The organism is Usitatibacter palustris, assembly GCF_013003985.1.
Lineage (GTDB): Bacteria > Pseudomonadota > Gammaproteobacteria > Burkholderiales > Usitatibacteraceae > Usitatibacter > Usitatibacter palustris.
In genome coordinates this window covers 646,469-667,657 of record NZ_CP053073.1, presented here as the reverse complement: position 1 = coordinate 667,657, position 21,189 = coordinate 646,469, and the positions used below count along the sequence as shown (strand labels likewise).

24 protein-coding genes are annotated in these 21,189 nt (G+C 66.9%); 9 read left to right on the top strand and 15 right to left on the bottom strand.

What is annotated here, in order from left to right:
- Positions 1 to 55: 55 nt before the first annotated feature.
- The 3 genes from dnaG to rpsU form a co-directional block, all read right to left on the bottom strand.
- Positions 56 to 1,825, bottom strand: coding sequence for a DNA primase (gene dnaG, locus DSM104440_RS03625; RefSeq protein ID WP_171160653.1), 1,770 nt, complete (start codon positions 1,823 to 1,825; stop codon positions 56 to 58).
- 44 nt (positions 1,826 to 1,869) lie between these two features.
- Positions 1,870 to 2,316 (bottom strand): GatB/YqeY domain-containing protein, encoded by a 447-nt coding sequence (locus tag DSM104440_RS03620; RefSeq protein ID WP_171160650.1) that lies wholly within the window; start codon positions 2,314 to 2,316, stop codon positions 1,870 to 1,872.
- Positions 2,317 to 2,418: 102 nt separating this feature from the next.
- A complete protein-coding gene (gene rpsU / locus DSM104440_RS03615; RefSeq protein ID WP_171160648.1) occupies positions 2,419 to 2,631 on the bottom strand; it encodes a 30S ribosomal protein S21 in 213 nt (70 codons plus the stop codon).
- 94 nt (positions 2,632 to 2,725) lie between these two features.
- Between rpsU and tsaD the strand changes: the two genes are divergently transcribed.
- Positions 2,726 to 3,742 (top strand): tRNA (adenosine(37)-N6)-threonylcarbamoyltransferase complex transferase subunit TsaD, encoded by a 1,017-nt coding sequence (gene tsaD / locus DSM104440_RS03610; protein WP_171160646.1) that lies wholly within the window; start codon positions 2,726 to 2,728, stop codon positions 3,740 to 3,742.
- Here the strand turns inward: tsaD and DSM104440_RS03605 are convergent.
- From DSM104440_RS03605 to gpmA, 7 genes are read right to left on the bottom strand one after another with little or no spacing between them, the layout of a single operon-like run.
- Positions 3,739 to 4,329: a DUF4124 domain-containing protein gene (locus DSM104440_RS03605; RefSeq protein WP_171160644.1), complete on the bottom strand. Its 591-nt coding sequence runs from the start codon at positions 4,327 to 4,329 to the stop codon at positions 3,739 to 3,741. The two genes, tsaD and DSM104440_RS03605, sit on opposite strands and share 4 nt — an antisense overlap.
- The gene (locus DSM104440_RS03600) at positions 4,316 to 4,609 is read right to left on the bottom strand and encodes a hypothetical protein (protein ID WP_171160642.1); all 294 of its coding nucleotides are present in this window, start codon (positions 4,607 to 4,609) and stop codon (positions 4,316 to 4,318) included. Before DSM104440_RS03600 ends, DSM104440_RS03605 begins: the two co-directional genes overlap by 14 nt.
- Positions 4,596 to 5,093, bottom strand: a complete 498-nt coding sequence (locus tag DSM104440_RS03595; RefSeq protein ID WP_171160641.1) for a DUF4124 domain-containing protein — start codon at positions 5,091 to 5,093, stop codon at positions 4,596 to 4,598. The genes DSM104440_RS03600 and DSM104440_RS03595 overlap by 14 nt, the downstream gene beginning before the upstream one ends.
- A 10-nt stretch (positions 5,094 to 5,103) precedes the next feature.
- A complete protein-coding gene (locus DSM104440_RS03590) occupies positions 5,104 to 5,868 on the bottom strand; it encodes a HesA/MoeB/ThiF family protein (protein WP_171160640.1) in 765 nt (254 codons plus the stop codon).
- Positions 5,869 to 5,881: 13 nt separating this feature from the next.
- Positions 5,882 to 7,354 (bottom strand): S41 family peptidase, encoded by a 1,473-nt coding sequence (locus DSM104440_RS03585; RefSeq protein ID WP_171160639.1) that lies wholly within the window; start codon positions 7,352 to 7,354, stop codon positions 5,882 to 5,884.
- 17 nt (positions 7,355 to 7,371) lie between these two features.
- Entirely contained in the window at positions 7,372 to 8,559 is a 1,188-nt protein-coding gene (locus DSM104440_RS03580; protein ID WP_171160638.1) for a murein hydrolase activator EnvC family protein, read from the bottom strand.
- Positions 8,560 to 8,563: 4 nt separating this feature from the next.
- Positions 8,564 to 9,310 carry a 2,3-diphosphoglycerate-dependent phosphoglycerate mutase gene (gpmA, locus tag DSM104440_RS03575; RefSeq protein WP_171160637.1) on the bottom strand — a complete coding sequence of 249 codons (747 nt, stop codon included), beginning with the start codon at positions 9,308 to 9,310 and terminating at the stop codon, positions 8,564 to 8,566.
- Between the two features lie 45 nt (positions 9,311 to 9,355).
- Between gpmA and DSM104440_RS03570 the strand changes: the two genes are divergently transcribed.
- Genes DSM104440_RS03570 through DSM104440_RS03540 form a run of 7 tightly spaced genes read left to right on the top strand, consistent with a single transcriptional unit; the run spans position 9,356 to position 13,057 of the window.
- Positions 9,356 to 10,060 carry an AzlC family ABC transporter permease gene (locus DSM104440_RS03570; protein WP_171160636.1) on the top strand — a complete coding sequence of 235 codons (705 nt, stop codon included), beginning with the start codon at positions 9,356 to 9,358 and terminating at the stop codon, positions 10,058 to 10,060.
- On the top strand, positions 10,057 to 10,377 hold the full coding sequence (locus DSM104440_RS03565) for an AzlD domain-containing protein (protein WP_171160635.1): 321 nt from the start codon (positions 10,057 to 10,059) through the stop codon (positions 10,375 to 10,377). The genes DSM104440_RS03570 and DSM104440_RS03565 overlap by 4 nt, the downstream gene beginning before the upstream one ends.
- 43 nt (positions 10,378 to 10,420) lie before the next feature.
- Positions 10,421 to 10,834, top strand: coding sequence for a rhodanese-like domain-containing protein (locus tag DSM104440_RS03560; protein ID WP_246212087.1), 414 nt, complete (start codon positions 10,421 to 10,423; stop codon positions 10,832 to 10,834).
- 4 nt (positions 10,835 to 10,838) lie between these two features.
- Positions 10,839 to 11,099 carry a glutaredoxin 3 gene (gene grxC, locus DSM104440_RS03555; RefSeq protein ID WP_171160634.1) on the top strand — a complete coding sequence of 87 codons (261 nt, stop codon included), beginning with the start codon at positions 10,839 to 10,841 and terminating at the stop codon, positions 11,097 to 11,099.
- Between the two features lie 44 nt (positions 11,100 to 11,143).
- On the top strand, positions 11,144 to 11,623 hold the full coding sequence (gene secB, locus DSM104440_RS03550; RefSeq protein ID WP_171160633.1) for a protein-export chaperone SecB: 480 nt from the start codon (positions 11,144 to 11,146) through the stop codon (positions 11,621 to 11,623).
- Entirely contained in the window at positions 11,623 to 12,063 is a 441-nt protein-coding gene (locus tag DSM104440_RS03545) for an SH3 domain-containing protein (protein WP_171160632.1), read from the top strand. Before secB ends, DSM104440_RS03545 begins: the two co-directional genes overlap by 1 nt.
- Before the next feature lie 4 nt (positions 12,064 to 12,067).
- Positions 12,068 to 13,057 carry an NAD(P)H-dependent glycerol-3-phosphate dehydrogenase gene (locus tag DSM104440_RS03540; protein WP_171160631.1) on the top strand — a complete coding sequence of 330 codons (990 nt, stop codon included), beginning with the start codon at positions 12,068 to 12,070 and terminating at the stop codon, positions 13,055 to 13,057.
- Here DSM104440_RS03540 and DSM104440_RS03535 read toward each other — a convergent pair.
- From DSM104440_RS03535 to DSM104440_RS03515, 5 genes are all read right to left on the bottom strand, one after another.
- Entirely contained in the window at positions 13,054 to 13,911 is an 858-nt protein-coding gene (locus DSM104440_RS03535) for a spore coat protein U domain-containing protein (RefSeq protein WP_171160630.1), read from the bottom strand. The two genes, DSM104440_RS03540 and DSM104440_RS03535, sit on opposite strands and share 4 nt — an antisense overlap.
- Positions 13,908 to 16,574 carry a fimbria/pilus outer membrane usher protein gene (locus DSM104440_RS03530; protein WP_171160629.1) on the bottom strand — a complete coding sequence of 889 codons (2,667 nt, stop codon included), beginning with the start codon at positions 16,572 to 16,574 and terminating at the stop codon, positions 13,908 to 13,910. Before DSM104440_RS03530 ends, DSM104440_RS03535 begins: the two co-directional genes overlap by 4 nt.
- Before the next feature lie 104 nt (positions 16,575 to 16,678).
- Entirely contained in the window at positions 16,679 to 17,386 is a 708-nt protein-coding gene (locus DSM104440_RS03525) for a fimbrial biogenesis chaperone (protein ID WP_212758192.1), read from the bottom strand.
- A gap of 57 nt (positions 17,387 to 17,443) precedes the next feature.
- Positions 17,444 to 17,866, bottom strand: a complete 423-nt coding sequence (locus DSM104440_RS03520; protein WP_171160627.1) for a hypothetical protein — start codon at positions 17,864 to 17,866, stop codon at positions 17,444 to 17,446.
- 79 nt (positions 17,867 to 17,945) lie between these two features.
- On the bottom strand, positions 17,946 to 18,434 hold the full coding sequence (locus DSM104440_RS03515) for a Csu type fimbrial protein (protein ID WP_171160626.1): 489 nt from the start codon (positions 18,432 to 18,434) through the stop codon (positions 17,946 to 17,948).
- Between the two features lie 297 nt (positions 18,435 to 18,731).
- Between DSM104440_RS03515 and DSM104440_RS03510 the strand changes: the two genes are divergently transcribed.
- Positions 18,732 to 21,185, top strand: coding sequence for a carboxypeptidase-like regulatory domain-containing protein (locus DSM104440_RS03510; RefSeq protein ID WP_171160625.1), 2,454 nt, complete (start codon positions 18,732 to 18,734; stop codon positions 21,183 to 21,185).
- The last annotated feature ends 4 nt before the right edge of the window (positions 21,186 to 21,189 follow it).

The following is a 21,189-nucleotide window of genomic DNA, read 5'->3' as shown; positions in this document are numbered from 1 at the left end:
GCGATTCGGCCGCTCACGCGAATATCAGGAGCGGCCGGGAAAACCATCAATTATATCAAACTTTTGACCGCGATTCGGGGTCCTGATTCCCCGACTTTGCTTGTCTCTGCCAGGCAGAGAGGAGCTGGAATTCGGCAAGTTCTTCAGTGGTCATCTGGCCCGATTTGGCCAGCTCCTTGAGGCGCCGGGTCTTTCGCTCGGCCCCAAGTTTCTCCACCAGATCAAGGACCTCGGCTTCGAGATCCAGCCCCGGTCCTTCGGCCTGCTCGAGGAGCTTCTCCCCCAACGCCTCGTCCAGGGTGTCCTGGTGCTCGGAACCCTTGAAGTACTCACTCACTTGCCCGAGGTTTGCCGACTTCCCGGCTCCCTTGAGGTAGCCGACCACGGCGCGCAACGCCCCGGTTTCGGACCCATGCCCGCCCAGGACTTCGTCCGGGACGGCCGCCGAAAGGGCAGGCTGCGAAAGAATGCGGGCGAGAAGCTTCAATTCAAGGGTCCGGGCCGCGCGCGAGGTGCGCGCAGGCGCGGCCGCCGGCTTCCGGGCCTGCGCGGTCGTGGGTACGAGCTCCTGCAGTTCGGATTCGGAAAGGCCCGCCAGCTCACCCATGCGTCGCCGCAGCATCACGGCCAGCGCGGGTGCCTGCACCTGGGTGACCAGGGGCTTGGCCAGCGAGACGAACCGCGCCCGGCCTTCCTCGGTCGTCATGTCGACGCGCGACGCGAGCTCGCTGAACAGGAATTGCGAAAGCGGCCGGGCTTCGTCGAGGACCTTCATGAAGGCGTCGCGCCCATGCTTGCGCACGTACGAATCGGGATCGTCCTCGGAAGGCAGGAAGAGGAAGCTCACGGCCTTGCCGTCGGCAAGTACAGGAAGCGCAACTTCGAGCGCGCGCCACGCGGCCTTTCGGCCCGCGTTGTCGCCATCGAAGGAGAACACCACGTTGTCGGCGAGCCTCAGGAGCTTGGTCACGTGGACGGGCGTGGTGGCCGTGCCCAGTGTCGCGACCGCATTCTCGACGCCGTGCTGCGCAAGCGCGACGACATCCATGTAGCCCTCGACAACGAGCACGAGATTCGCGTCGCGGATCGCGCGGCGCGCCTGGTAAAGGCCATAGAGCTCGCGGCCCTTTTCGAAGAGCGGCGTCTCCGGTGAGTTGAGGTACTTGGGTTCGCCCTCACCGATCACGCGGCCGCCGAAGCCGATCACGTTGCCGCGCGAATCGAGAATGGGGAACATCACGCGCCCGCGGAAACGGTCGTAGCGCTTGCCCTGGTCGTTGTCGATCACGAGGCCCGTGTCCTTGAGCGCCGGGTCGCGATAGTCCGCGAAGACCGCTTCGAGTCCCTGCCATTCGTCGGGCGCGTAGCCCAGCCCGTAGCGCGCCGCGATTTCGCCGGAGAGTCCGCGCTTCTTGAGGTACTCGATCGCGACCGGCGATTTCTTGAGCAGCGCCCGGTAGTGATTGAGCGCATCCATCATCAGCACGGCCAGGCCCGGCGCCTGCGCGCCCTGCGGACGTTCGCGGCCCGAACGAACTTCAGGGACTTCGAGGCCCACGGACTCGGCGAGCGTGCGGATCGCGTCCGGATACGTCTGCCCGGAGTACTCCATGAGGAAGCCGATCGCGTTGCCGTGAACCCCGCAGCCAAAGCAGTGATAGAACTGCTTGGAGGGGCTTACCGAGAAGGACGGCGTCTTCTCGTTGTGGAACGGGCAGCAGGCGGAGAAATTCGACCCCGACTTCTTGAGCTTCACGTACTTGTCGATCACGTCGACGATGTCGACGCGCCCGAGCAGGTTCTGGATGAAGTCCTGCGGGATCATGCGGGAAGTATAGGCGCGCCGCTCGCTCGGAAAGACAGGCTCGGTCAGCCGGCGAGCTTCGCCTTGACCAGCCCGGAGATCTTGCCCATGTCGGCCTTGCCGGCCACCCGGGGCTTCACCAGCGCCATCACCTTGCCCATGTCCGCGGCCGACGTCGCGCCGCTGGCGGTGACCGCTTCGGCGATGATCGCCGCGACCTCGGCGTCCGAGAGCTGCTTCGGAAGGTACGCCGAGAGCACGCCGACTTCGAATTTTTCCTTGTCGGCGAGATCCGTGCGACCGGCCTTCTCGAACTGCTCGATCGAGTCCTTGCGCTGCTTGAGCATCTTCTCGATGACGCCGATCACGCCGGCGGCGTCGAGCGTGATGCGCTCGTCGACCTCGCGCTGCTTCACGGCGGAGAGCAGGAGGCGCAGCGCCGCGAGCTTGTCGGCCTCGCGCGCCTTCATGGCCACCTTGATGTCCTCGTTCAACTGTTCACGCAATTCCATGGGGACTCCGCGAGGCGAGGTTCGTGAGGCTGGCTTCGGAAATGAGCGCGGCGAGCGGGGCGCTGGGCCCGGCTCGCCGCGAGGGTCCAATCCTGGCCGGGCTTAGTACAGCTTCGGCGGCAGCATCTGCGAGCGCATGCGCTTGTAACGGCGCTTCACGGCCGCAGCGTGCTTGCGCTTGCGTTCTGCAGTGGGTTTTTCGTAGAACTCGCGAGCACGCAGCTCGGTGAGGAGCCCGGTCTTTTCGACCGCGCGCTTGAAGCGGCGCAGCGCGACGTCGAAAGGTTCGTTTTCCTTGACACGGATGATCGGCATTTGGGTCCGGCTTCCTGTTGAAACGGTGGGTCTGACGACGAAAACCACGCATAATATCAGGCTTTTGCGTTCACGAAAAGGATTGCGGCGGCCCATGCTGGTGCTCGGGATCGAGACCTCCTGCGACGAGACCGGCGTGGCGCTCTACGACAGCGTCGGCGGCCTGCTCGGCGAAGCCCTGCATTCGCAGGTTGACCTGCATGCCCGCTACGGCGGAGTCGTTCCGGAGCTCGCCTCGCGCGACCATATCCGCCGGCTGATCCCGCTCACCCAGGACGCCTTGCGGCAGGCCGGCAAGCCGCTCTCGGCCCTCGACCTGATCGCCTACACCCAGGGACCCGGGCTCGCCGGCGCCCTCCTGGTCGGCGCCTCGGTCGCGAGCGGCCTGGGCCTGGCGCTCGGAAAGCCGGTCGTCGGAATCCACCATCTCGAGGGCCACCTGCTGTCCCCGCTGCTGGCCGAGCCCCGACCCGAATTTCCTTTCGCCGCCCTCCTTGTCTCCGGGGGCCACACACAGTTGATGCGGGTCGATGGCGTGGGGCGCTATGCCCTGCTCGGAGAAACGGTCGATGACGCGGCGGGCGAAGCCTTCGACAAGACCGCGACGTTGCTGGGCCTGGGCTACCCCGGGGGACCGGCGCTCGCGAAGCTCGCCGAAAAGGGCGATGCGCGCCGCTTTGCGTTTCCACGCCCGATGATCGGCAGCGCCGACCTCGACTTCAGCTTCAGCGGCCTGAAGACCGCGGTGCTCACGCGCTTGAGGCAACACGGCGAACCCGATGCGCAGGCGAGAGCGGATCTCGCCGCCTCGTTCCAGGCCGCGGTCGTGGATGTACTGGTCGCGAAATGCCTCGCTGCGCTGGCGCGCGAGGGCCTCGATCGCCTGGTGGTGGCCGGGGGCGTCGGCGCGAACGCGAGCTTGAGGGAGCGTCTCGTGCAAGCCGTGCGTGACAAGGGCGGCGAAGTGTTCTTTCCCCCGTTGAGGCTATGCACCGACAACGGCGCGATGATCGCCTTCGCGGCTGCGCTCAAGCATCCCGCAGGTGCGCGGGGTGCCGAGGCATTCGCGGTTCACCCGCGCTGGGATCTCGCCGAAGCCGCGCGCGGCTAGTCGACGTTGCGGCGGTATTCGTTCTGCGCGCGCGTGAGCTCGGCCTCGGCTGCGGCCACTTCGGCCTCGAGCGCGGCAATGCGATCGCGGTAGGCCTCGCCCGGAACGATCGTCGGGCAGATCCAGAGCGTCTTGCCGTCCACGCCCGTCTGCTTCATGCAATTGGAGCGCGGGCCTGCCTTCGCACTGCCGTCGTACTTCTGCTGGATCGTCTGGTACTCGTCTTCCTTGGGGTCGACACCCGAAGCGAGCGCCGCCTTCGCCTTGTCGAGACGCTCGTGGGCGGCGTCGATGGCCGCCTGGAGCCGCTCGCGCTGCGCGCGGCGCTTGGCGTTCATGTCCGCCTTGGGTTCGTCGGTGCCTTTCGGCGCGCCCTTGGCAGCAGGCAGCGGCGCCGGCTGCACGTTCGCGGGATCCGTTTCGATCGGCGTCACCTGCCCATCGAAATTCTTCGGGACCTTGTCGCTATAGGAGACCTTGCCCGCGCGATCGACGAGCTTGTACATCGTTTGCGCGGGAACTTCGAAGGGGAACGCCAGCAGGGCCGCAAACACGGCGGCAATTCCGCAGCGCTCAGAGCGCAGCACGCTTCGCTTCCTCGAGCGCCGCTTCGGCTCGCTTGACCTTTGCTTCCAGCGCTTCGAGCTTGGCCTGGTACGCGGGCGACGGCACCCGACGACCGCCCCCGACGATGACCCAGTCATCGGGTCCGGGATTGTTCTGCGCGCTCTGGAGCTCGCGACGCGCCTCGTCGACGGCCATGATGGCCGCGTCTACCCGCTGCGAGGACGACTGAGCCCACGCGGCCGTGGGTCCGGAAAGACATGCGACCAACAGGGTCGCGAAAATGAGTCTATAAGCGCGCATCGCGTTCAGCCTCCGCCAGTTGTTTCTCGAGTAGCTTCACGTTCTTTTCCATCACCGCGAGTTTCTCCTGATAAGCCTCGGTGAGCACAGGCTTGGTCCCCTTCCCGGCAATGCCGGCGTACGTGATGTTCTCCTCGCCCGGGTTGGCGCGAGCCTCCTCGAGCTCCTTCTTCGCGTCCTCGAGCTCGGTGCGCAGCCCGGCCGCACGTTCGGCCGCTGCCTTGCGCTTGCTCTCCGCCTTCTTCAGGTCGCCCTTGATCGACGCAGCCCCGCCACCCTCTCCACCACCGGGCTTGGTGAGCGTAGCCGAGTTCGCGTTGGGGTCGATGTCCATGCGAATCACCTTGCCGTCGAAGTTTTTCGGCGGCGATTCCGAATAGGTGATCTTGCCGTTCTTGTCGATGAGCTTGTAGAGCGTCTGTCCCGACGCGACGCCCACCGACACCACGGCGATCATCAACGCGACTGCGCGAACAACGTTCATGGCTCCTTCCTCAGGCAGCGACGGCGCGCTTCACGCCGCAGGCTGCGCAATGTGGATCCCGCACGAGGCGCACTTCGTGCCAGCGCGCCGCGAGTGCCTCATAGATCAGCAGGCGCCCGGCGAGCGATTCGCCGATGCGCGCAACGATCTTTATAGCTTCCTGGGCCTGCATCGTGCCGATCAAGCCGACCAACGGCGCAAAAACGCCGAGAGTCGCGCAGCGCTCGTCGCAGGATTCGTCCGTTTCCGGGAACAGGCAGTGGTAGCACGGCGCGCCGGCCTCGCGCAGGTCGAACACCGCGACCTGGCCATCGAAGCGGATGCCCGCCCCCGACACCAGCGGTTTCGACGCGGCGATGCAGGCGCGGTTGAGCGCGTGGCGCGTGGCGAAGTTGTCAGAGCAATCGAGGACCACGTCGGCATCGCGAACGAGCGCGGCCAGCCGTTCGGGACCCACGCGTTCGACGAGGGCATCGACGCGGATATCGGGATTGATCGCGCGCAGCGTGGCCGCAGCCGAGAGCGCCTTGGGCTCGCCAATCGATTCGTTGCGATGCACGACCTGGCGTTGCAGGTTCGTGAGCTCCACGGTGTCGCCATCGACGATGGTGATGCGGCCGATGCCGCTCGATGCGAGGTAGAGCAGTGCGGAGGAGCCCAGGCCCCCTGCGCCGAGGACCAGCGCGTGGGCGGCAAGGAGGCGCTCCTGCGCTTCCTCGCCGAACTCGTTCAGCAGTAGGTGACGGCTATAACGAAGGCGCTGTTGGTCATCCACGGCGTCCGCCGCGTTACTTCACCGCGGCCGTGGTGGTCGGGGCCGGGGCGATGGGCACGCCCTTCAGGAAGTTGAGCGCGGCGTTGAGCTGCACGTCTTCCTTCTTGGCATTGGGGTCGACCTTTTCGGCCGCCGCCTTGTCGCCCTTGGGCGCCGCCTTCGGCGCGATGCGCGGTGCGGTGGCACCGGGACCGCTGGTGGTGCCCGCGATCACCTTGTCGGCCGGCTTGCCGGCCTTCGCATCCCTGGCGGCCTTGCCTTCCTTGTCGTCCTCGCCCGCGAGGTGGTGCTGCAGGTCCACTTCACGCAGGACGATGCGATTCTCGGCAGCGTCTTCGACCACATGGTCGGGTGCGATGCCCTTCGCCTGGATCGAGCGGCCGCCCGGCGTGTAATAGCGTGCGGTCGTGAGCTTCACGGCCTGGTTGTTGGGCAGCGGCAGGATTGTCTGCACGGAGCCCTTGCCGAATGTCTGCGTGCCGATGATGGTCGCGCGCTTGTGGTCCTGCAACGCGCCGGCGACGATTTCCGAAGCCGATGCGGAAGCGCCGTTCACAAGCACGACGAGCGGCACGGTCTTGGAACCGGCGGGCATCTTCGCGAGGTAGTCGTCCTTGAATGCACCGCGAACGTAGTTCTCCTTGCTCGCGACCAGGCGCATGCGCGCGTCTTCCGTGCGGCCGTCGGTGTACACGACGAGCGCGTTCTTCGGAAGGAATGCGGCGGACACGGCAACTGCGGAATTGAGCAGCCCGCCGGGATTGAGGCGCAGGTCGAGCACGAGGCCCTTCATCTCGCCGCCCGACTGCTTGTAGAGATCGTTCACCGCGGTGACGAGGTTCTCGCCCGTGTGCTCCTGGAATTGCGTGATGCGGACCAGGCCGTAGCCCGGCTCGAGCATGCGGGCCTTCACGCTCTTCACGCGGATCACGTCGCGTCGAAGCACGAAGTCGAGCGGTTGCGCTTCGTCCTTGCGCAACACCGTGAGGCGAACTTCGGTGTTGGGCTTGCCGCGCATCTTCTTCACGGCATCCGACAGGCTCACACCCTTGAGCGAAGTGTCGTCGAGCTTGATGATGAGGTCGCCCGCCTTGATGCCCGCGCGGAACGCCGGCGTGTCTTCGATCGGCGCGACGACTTTCACGAATCCGTCTTCGGCGCCGACTTCGATGCCGAGGCCGCCGAATTCACCTTGCGTGCCAACCTGGAGGTCGCGATACGCCTCCTGGTCGAGGAAGGCGGAGTGGGGATCGAGCCCCGTGAGCATTCCGTTGATCGCTTCCTTGAGGAGCTTCTTGTCCTCGACGGGCTCGACGTAGTCGCTCTTGATGCGCCCGAACACCTCGCTGAAGAGGCGCAAGTCGTCGACGGGAAGCTGCAGCGTCGTGGCTTGTCGGTCGGCGACCGCGGAGAAGTGCAGGCTTGCGGCCACGCCCAGTGCTGCGCCGATTGCCACGAGACCTGCCTGGTTGAACTTGATTCCCATCGTCGCCACCTCCGGTTTTACGGTGCAACCCAGCGCATTGGATCGAACGGTTTCCCGTCCTGACGCAGTTCAAAGTATAAACCCGATTCCCCCGCCCCACCCGAGTCGCCCACCTGCGCAATCGCGTCGCCGCTGCGCACGCGATCACCGACTTGCCGGAGCAGTCCCTCGTTGTAGGCGTACAGGCTCATGTACGCCTTGCCATGGTCGAGAATGAGGAGATTTCCGAAGCCACGAAGCCAATCGGCGTAGACCACCTGGCCGTCGGCGACGGCCCGGACCGTTTCACCCGCTGAGGCCTTGATGAAGAGTCCTTTCCACGTGGCGCCTCCCTCTTCACGTGGACTTCCGTAACGGCCAGTGAGTTCCCCACGCACCGGCAGTTTCAATCGGCCTTTCAATGTTGCAAAAGGTTTCAGCGCGAGCGACGCATCGGCTACTTCGTCGATCGCGCGACCCTTCGGTTTCGTGGCGTCCGCAGGCGGTTTCGCGAGGCGTCGTGCGATTTCCTCGACCAGTTTCGCGAGTCGGGCTTCGTCGCGCTTGAGCTTGCCGATCTCGCGCTTGCTGCGCTCGATATCCCCGGCCAGTCGCTGCACCACGACAGCGCGCTCCGCTCGCTCTCGATCGAGGCGTTTTGCTTCGCGTTCCTGCGCAGCCTGGTTCTCGGTGAGCGCCTCGCGTCGCGTGCGCGCTTCGCGCTCGAGCGATTCGACTTCGGCCGCGCCCTGGCGCAGCTGCACGATCAGCTCGGCGCGCGCGCGCTGGATGTAGCCGTAGTACTGCAGCTGGCGGGCAACTTCAGCGGCGTCGCGGCCTTCAAGCAGCAACCGCAAACGGTCCGGAGCCCCCTGGAAGTATTGCAGGCGTAACAGGCGTTCGGCCGCCGCTTCCTGCGTGGCGATCGCCGCGCGCGCGTCGCGCGAGCGCGCCGCAAGCTTTTCGAGGTCCGACTGGATCCCGCGCTCGGCGCCCGCGAGCTCGAAGAGTGCGCGCTTGGCCTCGCTCACGGCTTTCTCGCTCGCGCGCAGCTCGTCGAGCGCACCGCCGCGCGCGCCCTCGGCGTCGGCGAGCTCCTTCTGCAGTTTCTCGATGCGGCCGCGCAATTCGCGCAGGTCCGCCTCGTTGGCGCGGCCCTGGCCCGTCGTCGGTACGGCGAATGCGAGCAGCAGGGCGAACGCGGCCGCGAGGCGCGCGCGCGCCATTGCGCTAACGCGCCTTCCCCTGGTTCGCCACGGCGGCGGCGGCCTTTGCGATCGCCTCCGCGTCGCCCAGGTAGTAGTGACGCAAAGGCTTGAGGTGGTCGTCGAGCTCGTAGACGAGCGGCGCGGCCGTGGGAATGTTGAGTCCGACGATCTCATCGTCGCCGACGCCATCGAGATGCTTCACGAGGGCCCGAAGGCTGTTGCCGTGAGCCGCGACGAGCACGCGCTGGCCCGAGGCGATCGCGGGCGCGATCATCTTCGTCCAGTACGGCACCACGCGCTCCACCGTGTCCTTGAGGCATTCGGTGCGCGGAAGCTCCGACGCGCTGAGGCCCGCGTAGCGGCGGTCGCGCGAGGGATGGCGTTCATCGTTCTCGTCGAGCGCGGGCGGCGGCGTGTCGTAGCTGCGCCGCCAGACGTGCACCTGCTCATCGCCGAACTTCGCCGCGGTTTCGGCCTTGTTGAGGCCTTGCAGCGCGCCGTAGTGGCGTTCGTTGAGCCGCCAGTCCTTCTCGACCGGGATCCACGAACGGTCGAGCGCCTCGAGCGCGAAATCGAGCGTGCGGATCGCGCGCTTGAGCAGCGACGTGAATGCGAGATCGAAGTCGTAGCCCTCGGCGGCGAGGAGCTCGCCCGCCTTGCGCGCCTCCTCCATGCCGTGCGGCGAAAGCCCCACGTCGGTCCAGCCCGTGAAGCGGTTTTCCTTGTTCCAGATGCTCTCGCCGTGGCGGAGCAGAACGATCTTTTTCATGCGCAAATGTTAGCACCCGTACAATCGTGATTTTCCCCGCACGCCGTGAATCCCTTTCCCAACGACGAAGCGCGCCGCGAGTTCTATGCCGGCGCGCGCGAGGCCATGCCCATCCTCGCGGGAACCGTTCCGTTCGGATTCGTGGCCGGTGTCGCGGGCGTGGCCGCGGGCCTCAGCGCGTTCGAGACGATCGCGCTCTCCGTGATCACGTTCTCGGGAATCGCGCAGATGATCACCTGCCAGCTGCTCGCGACGGCGTCGCCCCTGCCCGTGATCTTCGCCGCCGTGCTCGTGTTGAGCTTGCGCCACCTGATGTACAGCGCATCGCTCTCGCCGCACGTCGCGCATCTGTCGCCACGCTGGCGCTCGCTGATCGGCTACCTGATGACCGACCAGGGTTTCGCCATGGGCACCAGGCGCTTCAGCGAGCCGGGCGGCCCGGGCGAGCGCCACTGGCACTTCCTCGGCACCGGCCTCACGCTCTACGTGACGTGGCAACTCGCCGTCACCATCGGCGCGGTCGCCGGCGCGCAGATCCCCGCGAACTGGTCGCTCGATTTCGTCGTCGTCCTCACTTTCCTCTCGCTGCTGGTGCCCGCGGTGCGCACGCGCGCCGACCTCGGGGCGGCCATCGTCGCCGGCGCCGTGGCGCTGATCGCCGCCGGTCTTCCCTACCGGTTGTCCCTCGTCGCGGCGTCGCTCTCGGGCATCGCCGCAGGCGTGGCGATCGAAGCGTGGAGGAAGCGATGACCACCTGGCTGGCGATCTTCGGAGTCGGCCTGCTCACGTTTCTCACGCGGGCCTCGTTCATCCTGTTCGCCGACCCGCACAAGTTTCCCCATGCATTCCGCGTGGCGCTCGCGTTCGTGCCGCCGGCCGTGCTCGCGGCCATCGTCCTGCCCGGGCTCGCGATGCCGCAAGGGGTTGTCGATCTCACGATCGCCAATCCGCGCTGGATCGCCGGGCTCGTCGCCATGGTCGTGGCCGCCCGTACCCGCAACGCCATGGCGACCATCGTCGCGGGAATGACCACGCTCTGGCTCATTCAGGCCGCCGTCCTCTGGTAAAATCTCGCCCTCTCCGAAGTGTTGTTCCCCTGCAAGGAATCCCGTGGGCGAATTCTTGATCAACAACGTGGCGCTGGTCGCGCTGTTCCTGGCGAGTGGCGTGATGCTGGTATGGCCCGAGCTCTCGAAGCTCGTGGGCGCAGGAGGCGAGCAGTTGGGCACGCTCGAGGCCACGCGCCTCATGAACCAGGGCACCAGCCTCGTGCTCGACGTGCGCGACGCCGCCGAATTCACCGCGGGCCATCTGCCGCGCTCCCGGAACATTCCCGCGGCCGACCTCGAGGGTCGCATCGAGGAGATCCGCAAGTACAAGGAAAAGCCGGTGCTGGTCATCGGCAGCGGCGCACGCGCCGGAGCGGCCTCTCGCATCCTCAAGAAGGCCGGTTTCACGACCGCCTACACCCTCAAGGGTGGCCTCGCGGCCTGGCAGCAAGCCGGCCTGCCGGTGGAGAAGTGAAGCCATGGCGCGCGTGGTGATGTATTCCACCGCGGTGTGCCCGTTCTGCCAGATGGCCGAGCGGTTGCTGCGCGCGAAAGGCGTGGCGGAGATCGAGAAGGTCCGCGTCGACCTCGAACCCGAACGGCGCGAAGAAATGGTCAGCCGCACGGGGCGGCGCACGGTTCCCCAGATTTATGTCGGCGACCGCCATGTCGGCGGATACGACGACCTGGCCGCCCTCGACCGGGCGGGCGGCCTCGAAGCGCTGCTCTCCGCACCGTAAGGCGCGGGCAGCCGATCACCGGTCATCACCCAGAAGGAAGCTTCATGAGCGACGCACAGAACCAGCCGGTCTTCACCATCGAGAAGATCTACGTGAAGGACATCTCCCTCGAGATCCCGAACGCCCCGCAGGTGTTCCTCGAGCGCGAGCAGCCTCAAGTGGACATCCAGCTGCACCACAACTCGACCCCGGTCGAAGACGGCGTGTACCAGACGACGCTCACGGTCACCGTGACGGCGAAGGTGAAGGACAAGACCCTGTTCCTGGTCGAAGCGGGCCAGGCGGGCATCTTCATCATCCGCAACATCCCGGCCGCCGACCTCGATCCGGTCCTCGGCATCGCGTGCCCGAACATCCTGTTCCCGTACGTGCGCGAGACGATCTCCGACATCATCACGCGCGCCGGTTTCCCGCCGATCGTGCTGAACCCGGTGAACTTCGAGCAGCTCTACGCGGCGCAGCGCCAGCAGGCCGCCGTGCCCGAATCGACCGCTCCGCAAATCATCACGCCCACGTCGCATTGATGAAACTCGCGGGCGCGTTCCTCGCGGCGCTGGGCCTCGTGGCCCTGTCGGCCCAGGGTGCGGAATTCCGCACGCTGGGCGACAAGCCCGCGGTCCTCTACGACGCGCCCTCGGCGAAAGCCGATCGCCTCTTCGTCGCGAGCCGCTACTACCCGTTCGAAGTGCTGGTGAAGCTCGACCAGTGGACGAAGGTGCGCGACGTGAACGGTGAAGTCGCGTGGCTCGAGAACAAGTCGCTCGGCGAACGGCGCTCCGTCCTCGTGACGGTCCCGCTCGCGGACGTGCGCGCGGCGGCCAACGCGCAGGCCGCACTCGCCTTCGAGGCCTACAAGCACGTGCTCCTCGAAGTGCTCGAGCCTGCGGCCGACGGGTGGGTGAAGGTCCGCCACCGCGACGGCCAGCAGGGCCACATCCGCGTCGCGCACGTCTGGGGCCTGTGAGCGCGTGAAGATCGCGGTCCTCGGCGCGGGTGCGTGGGGGACGGCGCTGGCGATCTCCTTCGCCGCGCGCCATGAAGTCGCGCTGTGGACTCGCAACGCCGCCGATTGCGCCGAGCTCGCGAGCAACCGCACGAGCCGCTACCTTCCCGAGGGATTCCTGCCGATTGCCGCGCGCGTCGAGCCGGAGCTTGCGAAGGCCGTACGCGGCGCCGATCTCGTCATCGTGGCCACCGCCACCTCGGGCCTGCGCGAGACCGCGGCCGCGATCGCGGCGATCAATCCCGAGCCCGCACTCGCCTGGGCCTGCAAGGGCTTCGACCGGGACACGCGCCACCTTCCGCACGAGATCGTCGCGCAGGCCCTGCCGCGTGCCACGCGCGTGGGCGCGCTTTCCGGGCCGAGCTTCGCGCTCGAGGTCGCGCGCGCGCAACCGACCGCACTGGTGTTCGCATCGCCCGACGCAGCCTTCGCTCAATCGACCGTCGCCGCCCTCAACACCGAGCGCCTGCGCATCTACTCGAGCCAGGACGTCATCGGCGTCGAGCTCGGCGGCGCGGTGAAGAACGTCATCGCGATCGCGGCGGGCATCTCCGATGGCCTTTCGCTCGGCCGCAACGCGCGCGCCGCGCTTATCACGCGCGGGCTCGCGGAAATCGTCCGCCTCGGTGTCGCGCTCGGCGGCCAGTCGGAGACTTTCATGGGCCTCGCGGGGCTGGGCGATCTCGTGCTCACCTGCACGGGGGATCTCTCGCGCAATCGCGACGTGGGATTGCGGCTCGCGAAGGGCCAGTCGCTCGATGCGATCCTCGCCGAGCTCGGCCACGTGGCCGAGGGCGTTCACTCGGCGCCCTCGGTGCTCTCCCTATCCCTGTCGCATGGCGTCGAGATGCCGATCACCGCAGCCGTGCATGGCGTGCTGTTCGACGGGCGCTCTCCCGCACAGGCGGTCGCGCAGCTGCTCTCGCGCGATCCGAAGGCCGAGTCCGGACCCTAGTAGGTCACGATCAGCGTGCGCGTCTGCGTGACGCCGGGACACGTCGCGGCCGCGCACGTGCCGGCCTGTCCCGCCGGCATGTTGCCGTCGATGGAGTACGGCTGCGACAGTCCCGTCCCCGTCCCTCCCGCCGCACTCAACGCGAGCGTGTATTGCAGCCCCGAAATCACGCCCACGGTCTCGTCGAGCGACATCGTGTACGGCAGCAGGTTTGTGCAGGTCACGGCGAAGGCCGTGCTGGCCGGCACCGCCGGACCGAATGCCGCGTACGTGAAGGCGACGGTACCCGGAGCCGTGCTGATCGTGCACAAGGCCGGCGTGACGATGACTCCACTGACGGTCCCGATGCCGGTGATCGTGATGCCGTCGCGCACCGTCGTCGTCACGAGGTCGACATACGTGCCCGCGGGTTTGCCGGTCTGGCTTCCCGGCACGCAAGCCCAGAAGCCATGGCTCTGGGACATCGGCGTGAAGCCCGACAGGCCATTGATCGTTCCCGTGATCCGGTCGCCCGGGTCCGAACCCCAGACTGTCGCGCAAGTGCTGTCGCGATAAAGCTCGTAATCGATGGTCGTCACGCCCAGCAGCGCGCGATTTTGCACGCCGCTGGGCTGGGTGCCATCGTTCGCCGCCACCGTGTACGTGACGCTGCTCCCATCCCCGACGAGGTTGCGCTGGCAGGAGACCATGATGGACCCCGGCGTGACGTTGTTGCCGGGATTGGGTTGGACGTAGGCCGTGGTCCAGACCGGATTGTTGATCGCGCACGTGATGGCCGCGAGCGCGGGAGCCGAAGCGCCTGACAAGGCCAGGGCTGCGATGTACCGGATTCGTTTCAGGAACGTGGATCTCATGGTGTGATCGCCTTGCAGGTGAGTGGGCCGACGCGCGCAATCTCGTCGGGCTTCTCCGGGGGCAGCGTTGCCTCGAAGCGGCACTTGCCTCCCGCCCACGTCAGGGTGAGTCGGTTCGTCGGCTGCAGGCCCGTCACGAAGGCCTCGCCGCGGCGAGCCACGTAGAACTCCTGCTTGTCGCCGTCGATGCGCGCGATGGCGCCAGCCGGAGCGACTTCGCCACTCTCGAGCACGATCCTGAGCAGCGCACCGCGGCCGCCGCGCACGGGGAACGTGACCTTCACGCCGCTGCGCCATGCGGGCACCGCCGTCTTCTCGATGGAATCGACCTCGGCGCTGATCGGCAGCTCATTGGCATCGAGGCGAATGGAATTCGCCTGGTACGGCCAAAGGTTGGGAATCAGCGCGACCCCGTCGTTGTTCGTCTTCGTGAGCGTCATGCTGCCCAGGCCGACGCCGACATCCGGAAAACCCGCGATCTCGGCAACCGCGAATGCCTGGTCCACGCGGCGCGTCGCGAAGAGATACCCGTCGGCGAAGACCACGCCTCCGCTCGCGCCCAGGCGCACGGCCCTCCGGTCGGGCGAGGCGCTCACTTCACCCGTGACGTTTCCGCGCCGGCCGAGGTAGTAGAGACCTCCCTCGACGCGCGCCTCGCGCTGTTGCTCTCCAGCCAGCACGCGCCACCCGAGGCCCGACTCGAGCCCGGACGTCTGGTTGGCGGTCACGAAGTAGTCGGTCTGCCCCGAACGGCTGTTGGTCGTCGCGGACACCACGCGGCTGTTCTCGAGCGGCACCACGATGCTCATGCCGAACGACGTTCCGCTCGCCCCCGCCACGGCGCGGCTCACGTTGAAGCTCAGGCTGCTCGATTTTCCGAAGTTCACCGAGTAGTTGCCCGTCACCGTCGACACGGTCACGTCGCTGTAGCGGGAGATCGTGGCGAAACCGAGCCCCAGGGCACCGTACTTGTCGTGGAAGTAAGTCCAGTTGCCCGCCACCTGCAGCTTGTTGGGCTCGAGATCGTCGTCCTGGCCGAGTTGCCGGAAGTCGACCGAAGCGCCTTTCGCCTGGAACGAAATACTGTTGCGCAGGCCGTTGCGCTCGAGACCCACGAGCCAATGCCCGCCACGTCCGATGCCCGTGCGGTCGCTGACGACGGCGGCGACCGAACCCAGGAACTGCCAGGGAAGCGCGAAAGAAGCGCCAGCGGAGGCGACACGCAGGTCCTTCGTGAACTCCGCGCGTCCTTCGAGCGTGAGTCCTTGCGTGATGCCGCGGCGCCACGTGCCGCTGACGAACGTATCGGCATACTGGTTGCTGGCCGTTCCGAACTCCTCACGCACGCTGCCCAACTCCGCGCTCCAGTCGTTGAGGCCGGGTGCCAGCAGCTTGGTGATCTCGAAGAATGGCTGGACGAGCACCGTCTCGCGTCCAAGGATGTCGCGCACCACGAGGCGCGCCTCGCCGCTGCCCGTCATCTGCGGGAAGTTGTCGATCGCGAAGGGGCCGGTGGGCACCGTCGAGACCTGGCGAAGCACGTCATTCACATAGAGCTCGACGGTCGAGGGGGACGCGGACAGGCCGCGCAGCACCGGGATCGGCTGGCTCACGAATCCCGGCGTGAGCTCGAAGTTGGTGCCGATCTGGACGCCGCCGAAATAGATGTTGCGACCCCAAAGGCCCGCGCGCGTCGTCGCGTCGCCGACGCGAAGGGTGATGTTGCTCCCGGGAAAATCCCGGGTGTACGTGGACTCGAGGCGCACGATGTGGCGCTCGTCGCCCAGCGTGCCGTCGCCACCGAGGTTGCGTCCCGCCACGCTGGTCGTGAGAACGCCATGGCGCGTGGACAAGCCGAGCTCGGCGATCACGCCCACGTCATTGATGCGCCGCGACTGTCGGAAGTCCTGGCCGAAATAGTTGGCGTCGTAGTTGAGGAAGACGCTCGGCATCACCGGATCGAGGTTGGGCCGGCCCGCGGGCGCCGTCGAAAGACGCTGCGCGGTGAACGCTTCGGGCGCGAACGCGAGCTCCACCGACTGACTCGAGGAATTCAGGCGCGCCTTGTAGCCGGGTACCGCGGAGAGCGGCAGATACTTTTCACCCTTGAAGTCGATCGCGCGCGCGTCCGGACCGATCTGCAACCGCCATTCCTCGAGGGCATCGGCGGGCACGTGCAGGATTCCGTCGCGCTCCACGAATACCCAGGTGCCCCCTTTCGCTCCGTTGATGGTCACGTCGAGCGGCAGCACGCGCTGGCCGCGCACGGCGGCTGGCGTGGCCTGACTCGCGGGGATGGGTGGCGCCGCGGGCACCGTCGCGAGCGGTGGCGCGGGCGTTTGCGCCGGCACCGGGGTCTTTGGTTGCGACTGTGCCTGCGGTTGCACGGGAGGCTGCGCACGAGGCGGCACCGGCGCAGTGGCCTTGCCCTCGGCGAGGAAGCGTTGCGGAAGCTTCAACTTCGCGCCAACGACCAGGACCCCCGGGTTGTTCAACAACAGCGCATGCGAGTTGAGGGACGCGAGCTCGCGAGCGAGCTCGTTCGCCGCGGTTTCGGTCTCGGTGAAGTTGCGGCTGATCGCGAACAGCGTGTCACCGCGCTCGATGACCCAGTAGCCGCGTTCACGCGCCTGCGACACGCGGTCCTTGTCGGATGCACGCACCGAGGATTGGGCCAGGGAAAAGCCAGGAAATGCGACGAGTGCGATGGCCAGCAGCGCGGCGCGAATCGCGAAGGAAATGCGCGGCGGCGAGCCCCCTGCCGACACTACTTCGCCAACATCACGTCGAAGGTGCTCTTCGTTCCGTCGTCCAGGGTCGCTACGAGCTTGGCCGGCCCGGCGGGGATCGCGCCGCCGGCGCGCTTGATGTCGAAATCCCGCTTGATGCCCGGCAGGAGATAGCCCCCCGAGTCGCGCGACGCCAGCTCCTCGCCAGACGCCGACGAGAGCACGAACCCGCGCGGATGGACATAGGCGTTGCCCGTGTTCTGGCACGTGATCTTGACCTGGTCAGTCGCCGCACGTTCCGTGACGCAGCCGAGCTTGCTCTTCGCCGTCGGCGGGGTGATGAACACCGGCAGCGAGAACGCAAGGGCGACCTGCAGCTCCGCCTTCTCGGTGGGCCTCGCTTCGACAATCTCGCGCAGCATCATGCGATAGGTGAGCTGGTCGGCTCCGGCGCCCGTCTTCACGCGCGCCAGGCGCACGACCTGCCGCTCCCTCGGGCCGAGCTTGATGATCGGAGGAGAGAGAAAGAGATCCTCGGAAAGCGTGAGGTCGTCCTCGCCACCGGCCTTCTGGCGCCACTGGTAAAGGTCGGCCTGCATCACCAGTTCCGTGTCGCCCTCGTTGGTGATGGTGATCGCGGTCGCTCGATCTCTCGGCGCCATGTAGATACGGACGGGAGTCACCGAGAACTGGCCCGCAAGCGCCGGCTCCACTGCAGACGATGCCGCGGCAAGCGCCGCGAGCACCAGGCAACAACGTCGGATGGATCGGTCCAGTCGGTGTTGCCTCATCGTATTGTCCGGTTACCAGTGCAAGGTGAGTTCCAGGTACTCGCGCTCGACCGTTCGAATCACGCGCCAGGAAGCGCTCGTGCCCAGGCTCGTAGGAATGCCGTCGATACCGGCCATCAGCCCTGCCCCCGAGACCGGAGGCATGAACCGATAGGCGCCGCCGTGAAACAGCGGCCACGCCGACTTGCTCGTGGGAGCCGCCAGGTCGACCACAACGCCGGTGTCGCAGACCACCGTGACCGTCGCTCCGAACGCGCCTCGATAGTTCCGGAAGACACAGAAATCGCTCTCCGGAGGCACGGTGAACTCCGTCGCCACGGCAACCTTCACCGTGAAGTCGGAGCGGGCAGTCCCTGCGCGCGCGTCGGCCATCGCGACGCCGAGGAGAGCGCCGGTGGCCAGCAGGGCGGAAACGATCCGCCGCATCGGCTTCACGATGCTCCCCCCTCTTCGCTCGCATGCAGGCAACCAGTCATCCCCGGTGGGACCCGGCGACTTCACGGCGCTTCTTGCGTTAGTACGTGACGATCAGCGTGCGAACGTGAGTGGTCGGGCCGCAAGCGGCCGTCGCGCACGCACCCGCCTGGTTGGCCGGCATCGAGCCCGTCACGTTATAGGTGACCGCGTCGCCCGTGCCGATCGTCGCCGTCGTGGCGGCGGTGCCCGCGACCGTGGAGGGCGCACCGGCTGTCAGGGCGTACTGCAGGCCCTGGAGGACGCCAACGCCAGCCGCGGTGCCGTTGACCGTGTCGAAAGCCACGGAGGTCGGCGCAAAACCGCGCGTGCAGCGGAAAGTGAGGTTCACGGCCGAGCCGCTCTGGGCGCCGGGCTGGAACGCGGTGTACGTGCCAAAATCCATCGTGGTGGTGCCGTTGTTCGTTGCTTCGCAGACCGAGGTCAAGTTGACCTGGACAGTGAAGTCGTTGTTGGTGACAGCCGCCTGGACGGCGGGGGCGATCAGGACGAATGCGGACGCGACTGCAGTTGCAAGCAGCTTCTTCATGGCGTTGCCTCCCATACGTTAGTTATCGCCATTCGGATATGGCGTATGTCACAACGAGCGGATTATCGAATTGAGCTCGAACGAGGGCAACCCAAAAAGCACGGCTTTTCAATACGATAGAAACATTCATGCTACGGCTGTAAGCTGGCTTGGCACGTGTTGTGCAGGGCGCGTGCAACGACGAGTTCCGGCGATCACCAGCGGACTAGTCCTACAAGACCGACGCGATTGCACGCGGGCTCGCGCAGAGCCGGTTGCTATACTTCGCGCACAGGGAGGGGAGAGACGATCGGGGAAATGGAGAGGTCGCGACGCATCACTTCGTTGCCGGCGCTTATGCTCGCCGGCGCGCTAGCCTTCCAGTTCCTGCCTCTCACAGCCTTCGCGCAACTGCCGTCCCCGCGCGTCGTCTCTCCGGAGACGGAGAAGCGCATCCAGCTGGCCCGCGAACGCGGCTTCTGGATCATCGAGGAAGGCGACTACCTCTACCGGATCGCACGCAACTTCGCGCCCGACGAAGCCGGCGCCCGCGTGCTCGTGGATGAGCTGCGCGAGCTCAATCCGAATGCCTTGATGAACGGCGCCGCGGCGAAGCTCGTGGTAGGCGCGCGGCTTCACCTGCCCCGGCGCCTGCTCGTGGCACCTGATGCGTCGGCAACGGCACAAGCGCCCCCCTTGTCGCCGCCCGCGCCCGCAACGGCGCCACCCGTGAGCGTGCCCCCCATCGCTTCCGCTCCGCCGCGCACGCCGATCGCCGCTCCCCCGCGTGCGCCAGGCGCCGCTGGCGCGATCTCTTCGGCTACGCCGCCGGCGCCAATGGGCGTTCCACCGATTGCTCCTGGTGCGCCCGCGCCGACGCCGGCACCGCCCATCGTCCCGCCCGTGGTGGCCAGTGCCTATACGGACCGCACCCTGATGGGCGTCAGCGAAGAGCAGGAGCTGGGCCTCGACAACCGCCCGCGCGACGGATCACCCGGACTCAAGCAGTGGGGCGTCGAATTGCGCAGCGAGCATCGCGAACACTCCACGGCCGGGACCACGCAGGCCGACGGCGTCGCGTTCCGCTATGCCATGGAGACCGAGCGCTACGGCGATTTCGCGCTGCTCGGCCAGGTCACGCATTTCCGCTCGAACCCGCCGCGTGGCGAAGAAGAACGCGTGATCGGTTCGGCCACGCTGATCCAGGAGAACTTCGGGATCGCGCCCGGCTGGTTCGCGACCAGCTCGCTGGGCGTCGTCCGACCCATCCTGCCGTTCTTCCTCACGACGTCGTACCGGGTCAACATGTCGACGTCGATGCTGAGTGGATTCCAGACCTCGATCTCCTCGCCGCAGGATGAGATTCGCCTCGGCGTGGGTCGCATCGGGCAGCTCACGGGCTTCGGGATCCAGCAGTTCGAGCGCAGCCAGGGCGAGCAGGCCACGGCCGCGTACGCGCGGCGGTTGAACCGGGACTGGTCCGTGGGCGCGGCCGCGATCGCGGTTCGCGACAGCCTGTCGGTGCCCGATCACGTGACCACCACGATCGGCATCGATCGCGAGTTCAACTCGAGCGGCCCCGGCGTAAAGGCGCAGGTCGCGCTCACCGACGATCAGCAGGCTGCGGGATGGTTCGACAGCCAGGTCCGGAGCGGCCGCATGATGCATCGCTTCGGCGCTTATTACGTCGATCCCGATTTCAAGTTCGGCGACGGGGGCTCCGCGCGCGACACGCGAGGTGCTTACTGGCGCGGCGAGTATCGCGGCGCGGCCAATTTCTACGGCTTCGGCATCGAGACGAGCAGCGACAACCTGGAGCGCAATCCCGAACGCGGTGGATCCGACAACATCGGCGGCTACGCCAACGCGACGCTGCGCCTCGACCGCACGCTGCAGGTTGGTGGCGGGGGATCGATGCGCCAGGAGGATCCGCGCACGGCCGGAGGCATTCCGCGGAAAGTCGGCTACGCGAACCTCTTCCTTTCGAAGACATGGGGCCTCGGTGTCACGCGGCTCGATGCCAACACGAACACCAGTCGCCCCACCACCGGCTTCACGGAGAGAACCAACTACGTCGCGTGGTACCAGGACTGGCCGCGATTGGGATCGGTGGACCTGCAGACGCAACTCAGCCAGACCAACGAGAACCTCGAGCGCGGCGACACGATCCGGCGCCTGGCCAGCGTCACCGCGCGCGGTCCGCTCTACGGCAACCTGCAATGGGATGCGACGTTGAGCTACGTCGACGTCGACGACCCGCGCGGCTCGGAGCGCAACTACAACGCCGCGGTCTCGCTCGACTGGAACCCGGCGCCTTCCTGGACGGTGCTCCTCACGTGGTTTCGAAACAGCATCCAGCCGGGCGCCGACAACCTGTTGTCACCCTTCGTGAAGGAAAACGCCCTGCAACTCACGGTGCGCTACGAGGGCTCGTCGGGCACGCCCTATCCAGGCGTCTCCGGGGGCCGCTCCAGCACGGGTCGCGTGACGGGCAGCATCTTCTACGACGAAAACGGCGACGGCGTGCGGCAGGCGAATGAACGCGGTGCCCCGGGCGTGCAGGTGATCCTCGACGATCGCCAGGCCGCGGTCACCGATTCGGACGGCCGATATACCTTCGCGCTGGTGCCGGCGGGTGTCCACCGCCTGCGCGTGAGCGTCGATCGCGTCCCCTTGCCCTGGGGGCTGGACGACGAGACGCCGCGTGAAGTCCGCGTCGATGTGCGCGGAGACGTGCGAACCGATGTGGGCTTGAAGCGCGTCGCGCCTTAGCGCG

Bases quoted from the DNA above. Each gene is read 5' to 3' on its own strand.
- DSM104440_RS03565 (WP_171160635.1), top strand. From the start codon at position 10,057: ATGACCACCTGGCTGGCGATCTTCGGAGTCGGCCTGCTCACGTTTCTC.
- gpmA (WP_171160637.1), bottom strand. From the start codon at position 9,310: ATGAAAAAGATCGTTCTGCTCCGCCACGGCGAGAGCATCTGGAACAAG.
- grxC (WP_171160634.1), top strand. From the start codon at position 10,839: ATGGCGCGCGTGGTGATGTATTCCACCGCGGTGTGCCCGTTCTGCCAG.
- dnaG (WP_171160653.1), bottom strand. From the start codon at position 1,825: ATGATCCCGCAGGACTTCATCCAGAACCTGCTCGGGCGCGTCGACATC.
- DSM104440_RS03535 (WP_171160630.1), bottom strand. From the start codon at position 13,911: ATGAGATCCACGTTCCTGAAACGAATCCGGTACATCGCAGCCCTGGCC.
- rpsU (WP_171160648.1), bottom strand. From the start codon at position 2,631: ATGCCGATCATCCGTGTCAAGGAAAACGAACCTTTCGACGTCGCGCTG.
- DSM104440_RS03585 (WP_171160639.1), bottom strand. From the start codon at position 7,354: ATGGGAATCAAGTTCAACCAGGCAGGTCTCGTGGCAATCGGCGCAGCA.
- DSM104440_RS03620 (WP_171160650.1), bottom strand. From the start codon at position 2,316: ATGGAATTGCGTGAACAGTTGAACGAGGACATCAAGGTGGCCATGAAG.
- DSM104440_RS03595 (WP_171160641.1), bottom strand. From the start codon at position 5,093: ATGAACGTTGTTCGCGCAGTCGCGTTGATGATCGCCGTGGTGTCGGTG.
- tsaD (WP_171160646.1), top strand. From the start codon at position 2,726: ATGCTGGTGCTCGGGATCGAGACCTCCTGCGACGAGACCGGCGTGGCG.
- DSM104440_RS03600 (WP_171160642.1), bottom strand. From the start codon at position 4,609: ATGCGCGCTTATAGACTCATTTTCGCGACCCTGTTGGTCGCATGTCTT.
- DSM104440_RS03510 (WP_171160625.1), top strand. From the start codon at position 18,732: ATGGAGAGGTCGCGACGCATCACTTCGTTGCCGGCGCTTATGCTCGCC.
- DSM104440_RS03545 (WP_171160632.1), top strand. From the start codon at position 11,623: ATGAAACTCGCGGGCGCGTTCCTCGCGGCGCTGGGCCTCGTGGCCCTG.
- secB (WP_171160633.1), top strand. From the start codon at position 11,144: ATGAGCGACGCACAGAACCAGCCGGTCTTCACCATCGAGAAGATCTAC.
- DSM104440_RS03580 (WP_171160638.1), bottom strand. From the start codon at position 8,559: ATGGCGCGCGCGCGCCTCGCGGCCGCGTTCGCCCTGCTGCTCGCATTC.
- DSM104440_RS03515 (WP_171160626.1), bottom strand. From the start codon at position 18,434: ATGAAGAAGCTGCTTGCAACTGCAGTCGCGTCCGCATTCGTCCTGATC.